Origin of the sequence: Gluconobacter kondonii (assembly GCF_002723995.1) — a bacterium.
Taxonomy (GTDB): domain Bacteria; phylum Pseudomonadota; class Alphaproteobacteria; order Acetobacterales; family Acetobacteraceae; genus Gluconobacter; species Gluconobacter kondonii.
Window position 1 is genome coordinate 1 of sequence record NZ_BEWP01000036.1, and the last position, 8,433, is coordinate 8,433.

The window sequence follows — 8,433 nt, forward strand, 5'->3', positions numbered from 1 at the left end:
AAAATTTATTTATTCTATTCCTGGAAATTATCTTCAATAATTTTTAAAATTTCATTATTGAACGAATGATATCATAATCTTCATTTTACTATCGTGACACTATATACCGGATTTTTATGAAATTAACTCAAGTCACATATCAGTTTTTTACCAAAAAAAATTAAAACATGAAAAACGTACAAACGTACAAGAGCCAATAAAAACGAGTTTCACTCCAAGCTACTGCCTTCCCTCACAGCACCTGTCCGCTATTATCAATATTTTGGGAATTTCCTTCTTACATCATGTAGCAAGACAAGCAAAACCCTTGTGAGAAATGCCGGTTAGCGTATTCTATTGACTTCAGCAATCATGTCCGGTCGTTGAAATCATTCTTGGAGCAAGCAGCAGTCATTATGGTCACTTCATCCAGCCCTCTGGCCGTCTTGCCCAAAATAGAGGAAAATCAGCAGTCTCGCTGCCGGGTTGCTCTCTTCACTATCTGTTCCAACAATTATATGCCAGCCGCTCGCGTTCTTATGGATTCAGTCGCAAGACTACATCCTGAATTTCAGCTTTTCATCGGACTTGCAGACAAGATGGTCGACTGGGACGGCCTGTACGACGGCCCAGCTTCCATTATTGAAGCTGATACACTCAACATTCCAGATTTTCAGACTTTCTCTTTCCAATATGACATTATGGAATTCAATACAGCCATTAAACCATTTTTAATGGAACATCTTTTGGTTGATCAGGGTTTTGATCGTGTTTTCTATTTCGATCCTGATATTCTCCTGCTCAACCGCCTCGACCTTCTGCTTGCTCACTTTGATGAAGGCGCCTCGCTACTCCTAACGCCACATTTGCATTGCCCGGCAGAAGGAGATGCAGACCCCAATGACATTACGATCATGCGGGCTGGCGTCTACAATCTTGGCTTTTTAGGAGCGTCGCGCTCTGCGGAAACTCTCAACGTAATCCGCTGGTGGATGCGGCGCCTGCATCGTACCTGCATCAATGCACAGGAACAGGGCATTTTTGTAGACCAGAAATTTATGGACCTGGCGCCTTGCTTTGCCCCCAATACACATATCATCCACAATCCTGGAATGAACCTCGCATACTGGAATCTGGGGCAGGTCACGTTCACGCAGCACGATAATGCATGGACGGCCAATGACGAGCCATTGGTATTTTTCCATTTCAGCGGATTTGATCCCCGACATCCCGAATGCCTGAGCAAACATTGTCGCCACTTTCGAACCAACATTTCTCCCGCCCTGCGTAATCTTCTAGACCGTTATTCCGCACTTCTCTTTTCATCGGGATACGGCACAATTCCCGCAGCGCTGTACGCTTATGGTGCCTTCACAAGCGGGACGCAAATTCCAGAACATGTCCGACGCATGTTCCGGGAAAACACTCCCGACTGGCCGTCTGATCCTTTCGAGACGTACGAGGCATATCTCCATCAACCTGCGCCCAAAGGCAGCCAGGACAAGGAAAATCTTGTCTTTACAAATTTCCAGCATTACCTCTGGAATTTCTTCGACAATCAGCGCCTCAATCTTGATCCAGAGCGGTCCGATCATCTCGGTAGCCTGACGCACTGGTATGTCAAAAATGCCCGATCCGAGCAGGGGCTTGATCATCGTCTCATCGAACCTGTGGCGTGTCGTCTGGGGCAAATCAGACCCGAAAAGGCCATAACCGCGTTTCATAAATCCGTTGGTCACGCCGATATTTCTGTCGTGGGTTATCTCCAGACGACCAGCGGCGTAGGTACGGTTGCCCGCCATACTCTTCAAAACCTCGCCAAATCTGGTCTGACCGTCGAGGGTGTGGATGTTGCCTTTGGAGTAGTTTCTGATCGTTCGGACAGAAGCTGCACACACCTGCTGAATGATCGCGTGCGGGGTCGTATCCAGCTTTATGCAAACATCAATGCGGATCAGCTTCCCGCCGTGCTCAAACACCTCCAACCCATCACAGATCCCGGCTATAAAATCAGTATGCCCGCGTGGGAACTTGAAGAATTTCCAACGGAATGGCTGTCAGCTTTCGACAATGTCGATGAAGTTTGGGCTCAAACTCGCTGGATACAGCGCATGCTTGCCGCCCGTCTAGGCAAACCGGTCGTTTATATGCCAGTTGCACTGACCCTTGATCTCCCGGTAGCTAAACCACGTGCGCATTTCAGTCTGCCGGAGGACGCATTTCTCTTTTACTTCTCATTTGATTTTTTATCCTTCATTGAACGCAAGAACCCCGAAGGCATCGTTGCAGCATTCCGAAAAATGCGGAAACAGCACCGAAAAATATGCCGTTCAGCCCTTGTCATCAAAACTATGAACGGAGAATTTGCCAAGGACCGTGAAGACGCTTTCCTGAAGCTGATTGGTGACGACCCGGATATTATTCTTTTCAATGGTGTGCTCTCGCGCGCAGATACCCTTTCTCTCATGACATGTTGTGACTGCGTCGTGTCACTACACCGCTGTGAGGGTTTGGGACTGGTCGTCGCTGAGGCCATGGCACTCGGGCTTCCTGTCATCGCAACGGACTACGCTGCAACGACTGATCTTCTTTCTCCTTCCACAGGCTACCCCGTGGGCTATCGCCTTGTTCCTGTCAAAAAGGGTGAATATCCCTTTGGAGAGGGTCAGAAATGGGCTGATCCAGATATTGGACATGCTGCATGGCTGATGCGGCATGTCATGAACAATCCAGAAGAAGCGCAGCAAAAGGCCTCGGCAGCACAACAATTCCTCCAGAACACCTACAACGCCGAAACTGTTCTCAAGCAGCAAATGCAGCGTTTTGCCGAGTTGGCCAAGAACGCCTGAGTCTGCTTTCAAGAAGAAAAGAAATTCATATGTCCACGCAAAATCACACCCAACATAAAACCACCCCGCGCCCAGCACGAAAGGATACGCCAAAGAATAGAAGCTCTCAGCCGTTGGAGTCTCTAAAAACGAGCGCGATTGAGATCGCTCAGCAAGCGCAATCCCGTGCAGAGCATGAAGCCATTTTCCTGAGAAATGAAGTTGAACGTCTTCACACTTCGATCGCACGCCTTCAAGAGCGCTGTGAAGATTACGCTATGCGCCTTGCCATGTCGCATGGTGGCCGCGAGGAACTCATTCATCTGCGAAGCAGGTTGTTTGAAACTTCCCGAGAACTCGACATACCGAAAACCCATCCGGAAATCGTACCTAACAATGTTACAGACCAACTCCGCTTGCTCGTAGCGGAGCGCGACGATGCTCGTATGTGGCTGGATGCCGTACGTCGCTCCACCTCGTGGCGCATGACACGCCCCTTCCGCGTCGTCATACGCCTCGTAAAATCTCGCCTCCGCGACTGAATTAGAAAACCGATATCTTTATCCAACTCCAGTAGCCATTTTCCGGCCTCCTTCATGCGTGTCGGCCGGAAAAAATTTTGGGGTTGATCTTACAACACACTCAGACACGTCAGAGCCTCTGCAACACAAAGAATGTGATGATTTGATAAACTGCCCCCTAAGTCATCACAGAATGCAAGGGACCATCCCCCCCTCTCAAAACCAAAAGATTTTCAGAAGTTCAGGATCATGACATTATCTGATGTATAGCCTATTCAGGTCTAGGAATTATCAACACGAATGGGCACTCCGTTAATGAACCAAACAGGAATACAACTCCGGGGAAAATTCCAATCCCTTATTAATGGCCTTCATTTTAGACGAATATGTTATGTTTTTATTTTTATTTTAGGCCTTCTATCTAGCCTAGGTATCTTTTTTCGAACGCAATTTCTCACTCATTTTGGAATTGTGTTTGGAGATCGTGCTGATGGCTTGATTGAAATATCCATCCTCGAGCATTGGAGGAATGTATTCCTAGGAGTATCTCCATGGATGAGAACATTGTTTTTCTATCCAGCGCGCGATACACTTGGATATAATGATGGATATTTTATATACGGGGTGATTTTTAGCATATGGAGAGGAATTGGGATAAACCCATTTATTTCTTCAGATCTCACAAATATTGTCATAAAGATCATAGGTTTTGTTTCTTTTTTTCTGATTTCTTTTAGGATATTTCGATGCCCTCTGCCAATTGGCGTACTTTTTTCTATGATTTTCACATTAACGAACAGTACATATGTCAATGCATACCACGCGCAGTTACTAAGCGTATCTTTTGCGCCGCTCATCACAATTCTCGCATATGAATTTATTAAAAGTGCCCCATCAAATAAATTTAAGTCATGCTTAATTGGATGTTTTTTAGCAATATTATTTGACTGTTGGCTTATTTCAACTTTTTACACCATATGGTTCTTTGTTTATGGATCCTCTATATGTTTTTTCATATTTTTATTATTAAACATAAAAAATACCAATATATTTAATAAATTATTAATTTGGGCAAAAGAAAGCTTTATTCCTATTGCCGTAACAATACCCACTCTCATTATTGGAGTAATTCCGTTTTGGCATGTTTACCATTTTACCTCACGTGCCGTTGGCATGCATCCTCTTTCTGAAGTACAATCTTATCTACCATCTCTTATAGATATAATAAACGTTGGTCCAAATAATATTGTATACGGTCATTTTATAACCTCTTTATCATTACTCCTAGGTGATTCACTCCCTATCCAAGGCGAGAAGGTCATGGGATTGCCATTTGGAATATTATTATTATCAATAATATTCATTATAAAAACCATGAAAAATAGAAAATTAGAAAACAAATTAATAATTTCTCTGGTTATAGGAGTTCCCATTTCTTGGTTTATAACAATAAGTTTTTATGGTCATAATGTTTGGTGGTTATTATATAAATACTTTCCGGGAGCGGTTGCGGTTAGGGTCATATCAAGATATGAGCTTTTCTTATCTTTTCCATTAACGATATTCGCAATGCTTGGTTTTTATTATTTATTTAAAAATAAAAACACTCCATTATATATATTATTAGGCGTTATAGTAAGCGGCTTCCTCATTGCGGAGGAAATTAATCGTGGATGGCCTCTTGGTCTAATGCCTCACACGGAAATGTCGCGCCTACAGCAAATCGGGGTTCCACCGAAAAATTGCAAGGTATTTTATGTGGTCAACTCCAGAAATGGAGAAATGTATGGAGATGCGGGAACAGATGGCGTATATGGCAATAACGTTGATGCCATGATAATAGCTGAATACTTTAGATTACCCACCATAAACGGAACCGATAGCTTTATGCCGCCAGGATGGAATTTAAATGGATACAGATATCCAGATTATAAGAATAAAATAGATGAATATATAAATAAAAATAATATAAAAAATATTTGCTCTCTGGATTTATATAGAATGGTATGGAAAAATACTCCTTGATATTTGTTAAATTTAAAAAATATTTTGGTTTTTTATAATATTTTCTACTCTCATTTCTCCTTTACTGACCGGAGAAATGAGAGCATTTTGAACCCTACTTTGCTTTTTGTAGAAATATCGCGGATACAGTCGCATGCTTTTCCATTACGTGTTGCAGAAAATCTGAAACGATGAATTTCCCCGATACCCTACGCGTCGTGATCCTCATTCCCTGCTATAATGAGGAAACAGCCATACCTTTGGTTATCAGGGACTTTCAGGCTGCTCTTCCTGACACTCCCATCTATGTTTACGATAACAATTCTTCGGATAGGACGGCAGAAGTCGCACGCGCTGCAGGTGCTATCGTGCGAACTGAAACCATGCAGGGCAAAGGGCACGTCATCCGCCGCATGTTCGCGGATATCGAGGCGGATTTTTATATTCTGGTAGACGGCGACGCCACATACGAGGCAGCCGCAGCGCCCCGTCTTCTAGAGCGTGCCTATCAGGATGGGCTTGATATGGTGAACGGCGCCCGGATCACCGATCGGGAAGCCGCTTATCGTCGAGGGCATGTTCTCGGTAATCGGGTTCTCACCGGTCTTGTTACTGCCGTTTTTGGGCGACGTCTGTCGGACATGCTATCGGGTTATCGGGTTTTTTCTCGTCGTTTCGTAAAATCATTTCCTGCGCTTTCCGCCGGTTTTGAAACCGAGACCGAATTGACCGTCCATGCGCTTGAGCTGGCAATGCCTATTGCAGAAGTTCCAACGACCTATATCGAACGTCCCCCCGGATCATTTTCCAAATTGCGCACCTATCACGATGGGTTCCGGATCCTCAAAACCATCGTCAACCTCGTCAAGCAGGAACGCCCTCTCCTATTCTTCAGCCTGCTTTGCGTCATATTCTTCATGGCTGGCGTTGCCCTCGGTATTCCAGTGGTCCTAGATTTTCTTCACACTGGTCTGGTTCCCCGCCTGCCGACAGCCGTTCTCGCTACAGGCTTAGTAATGCTGTCAGCGCTGGCGGCAGCATGCGGCCTTATCCTTGATACGGTAGCACTCGGAAGGCATGAAATGAAACGGATGGCTTATCTGAACCAATCCGCACCCCCACGAGCATAAAACAAAGGTAGCCTGAAAGAATTGAAGAACTATTGATTGATATGCCTCGCTCCATATCGCTGCGACGAAAACCCACCAGACTATGATGCGAGATGAGATTGCACGGCCTTACAAGTGGATGATGGAATCAATATCTGGAGCCAAGTTGTAGAACTTCTGTTCGGCCAAGACTCTAATTCGACAATTTCCCAGAAAGTTCGTGCTTCCTGAGCCGCGTGTTGAGGGCTTTATCAAGATATGTCAGATGTGCATCCATGATTTTGATAGCCTCCTCTACTTTATTGACACGTAATGCATTCACTAGACGACGATGATTATCACAAGATTGTTGTGCATCTGCTTTAGATTGATACAGTGCGGCAATCAGCACGATCCGGGTTGTCAGTTCTTCAAGAATGTTAGCAAGAATAGAATTGCCGAGCGCTGCGGCAAGCTGAACATGAAAGTGCCCAAGAAGATAGCTCCGACGACCTAGGTCATTCTCGTCGATGGCACGCTGTTGCTCCAGAACATGCGCTTCAAGCTGCTTGATCATGTCCACACTGATAATTTTCTGATTCATGAGCAGGCCAATTTCAACAGACCTGCGTGCCTCGATTGTTTCGCGGGCCTCTTCAACGGTGGGTTCAATAACGAACCAACCTCTTCTCGGTGAGACTGCCACAATACCGCGACTGCTAAGACGCATCATTGCCTCTCGCACCAAAGTTCGTGACACACCGAAAATCTCACCCAGGTCTTTTTCTCCCAACCGTTCTCCGGGTGAAATTTCTTCGGAAAGAACCGCCTGTATGATTCTGCTCTCGATAATGTTGCTGCTGGCGGGCTGCATCGACTTTTTCAGGTCTTCCATGCCAGCTTTTATGCGCTTCCTTTCTTGAGGGAACAAGCCCAAGGGAAAGATCCGGAAAAGGAATATTCCAGCTCCAATCATTTTTAATGTGGAACAAGAAGCATTTGTATTCTATCTGGTATACAAGATCCGCCGACATGGTGGATTGTAACACATCCCGACTGCTTCACATCGCCGATCTGGAAATGCCCGATGTCCCTTGTTTTCCCCTGTCGACCACGTTCTGTTCTCTCCCTGCGCACGATGCTGCTGTCCACAGCTCTTCTCTCCTGCCTGGGGAGTGCTGAGGCCATTGCAGGGACGCCGCATCCTGTTTCCAAGCACAAGGCCGGCGTATCACGACACCATGCCGTTGATGCCGCCACCGCGAGCAGTGAAATGGTCCATGTGAGTGCCCGACGCGGCGTGACAGGAGCGGGACAGCATGACGCCCACTCCGAGACCGTCCTGTCCCGTCAGGACCTGCAGAACCGAAATGTCCGACAGCTGACCGATATCGTCCGTGTCGCGCCAAATTTGACCATTCAGCCTTCTTTTGGAAGCTCTGCACTGAATTTCGCTTTGCGTGGCGTTGGGCTGATGGATTTTACGCAGAACAATACGCCATCTGTCATGCCGTATGTCGATGGTGTGGCCTATCCCGTCAGCATTATGACATCTGGCATACTGTTTGACATGGATGATATTTCAGTGGCGCCAGGGGCATCCGGTTTCACGCATGAGCAGTCCACCACAGGGGGCGAAATCAATTTCCACACAGCAGATCCCACGCCTGAATTCCATGCCGGGCTGACAGAAGACATTGCCAGCTATGGGCGTAACCGGGTCGAGGGATATGTCTCCGGGCCGATCTCGCGGTCTGTGTCGTTCCGTCTGGCCGGGCAGTCCATGACTGGTGGAGGCTTCCAGCACAACTCCAAGGGTGAGGGTTACGGTAATGCCAATATCGGCGCTCTTCGCGGAAAACTTCGCTGGAAGATCGACGAGACCTCAACTCTGGATATCGGTGGTCACTGGACGACCGATCAGTCTGAATCATCATCTGGTCACAACCTGTATAACAGCTATGGCGTGCCCATTACGTCCGACATCATGGAAACGGCCTGGGGCCTCGACCC

At 46.4% G+C, this 8,433-nt stretch carries 6 protein-coding genes; 5 read left to right on the forward strand and 1 reads right to left on the reverse strand.

What is annotated here, in order from left to right; translation table 11 throughout:
* Nucleotides 1–374: 374 nt before the first annotated feature.
* The 4 genes from GKO01_RS15240 (at nucleotide 375) to GKO01_RS15250 (ending at nucleotide 6,462) form a co-directional block, all read left to right on the forward strand.
* The gene (locus GKO01_RS15240; protein WP_145994799.1) at nucleotides 375–2,828 is read left to right on the forward strand and encodes a glycosyltransferase; all 2,454 of its coding nucleotides are present in this window, start codon (nucleotides 375–377) and stop codon (nucleotides 2,826–2,828) included.
* A 257-nt stretch (nucleotides 2,829–3,085) separates the two neighbouring features.
* Nucleotides 3,086–3,349 carry a hypothetical protein gene (locus tag GKO01_RS15870; RefSeq protein WP_145994800.1) on the forward strand — a complete coding sequence of 88 codons (264 nt, stop codon included), beginning with the start codon at nucleotides 3,086–3,088 and terminating at the stop codon, nucleotides 3,347–3,349.
* Nucleotides 3,350–3,823: 474 nt separating this feature from the next.
* On the forward strand, nucleotides 3,824–5,353 hold the full coding sequence (locus tag GKO01_RS15875) for a hypothetical protein (protein WP_145994801.1): 1,530 nt from the start codon (nucleotides 3,824–3,826) through the stop codon (nucleotides 5,351–5,353).
* A gap of 170 nt (nucleotides 5,354–5,523) precedes the next feature.
* Complete coding sequence (locus GKO01_RS15250; protein WP_099287742.1) at nucleotides 5,524–6,462, forward strand: glycosyltransferase family 2 protein; 939 nt, start codon at nucleotides 5,524–5,526, stop codon at nucleotides 6,460–6,462.
* 172 nt (nucleotides 6,463–6,634) lie between these two features.
* Here GKO01_RS15250 and GKO01_RS15255 read toward each other — a convergent pair whose 3' ends face one another.
* Nucleotides 6,635–7,315 carry a GntR family transcriptional regulator gene (locus GKO01_RS15255; RefSeq protein WP_244901512.1) on the reverse strand — a complete coding sequence of 227 codons (681 nt, stop codon included), beginning with the start codon at nucleotides 7,313–7,315 and terminating at the stop codon, nucleotides 6,635–6,637.
* A gap of 192 nt (nucleotides 7,316–7,507) precedes the next feature.
* Between GKO01_RS15255 and GKO01_RS15260 the strand changes: the two genes are divergently transcribed.
* A partial coding sequence (locus GKO01_RS15260; RefSeq protein WP_167383514.1) for a TonB-dependent receptor plug domain-containing protein occupies nucleotides 7,508–8,433 on the forward strand: 926 nt, incomplete at its 3' end.

What these genes read in the sequence shown, in the direction of transcription:
- GKO01_RS15870 (WP_145994800.1), top strand. Translation starts at nt 3,086, where the DNA reads ATGCGCCTTGCCATGTCGCATGGTGGCCGCGAGGAACTCATTCATCTG.
- GKO01_RS15250 (WP_099287742.1), top strand. Translation starts at nt 5,524, where the DNA reads ATGAATTTCCCCGATACCCTACGCGTCGTGATCCTCATTCCCTGCTAT.
- GKO01_RS15255 (WP_244901512.1), bottom strand. Translation starts at nt 7,315, where the DNA reads ATGGAAGACCTGAAAAAGTCGATGCAGCCCGCCAGCAGCAACATTATC.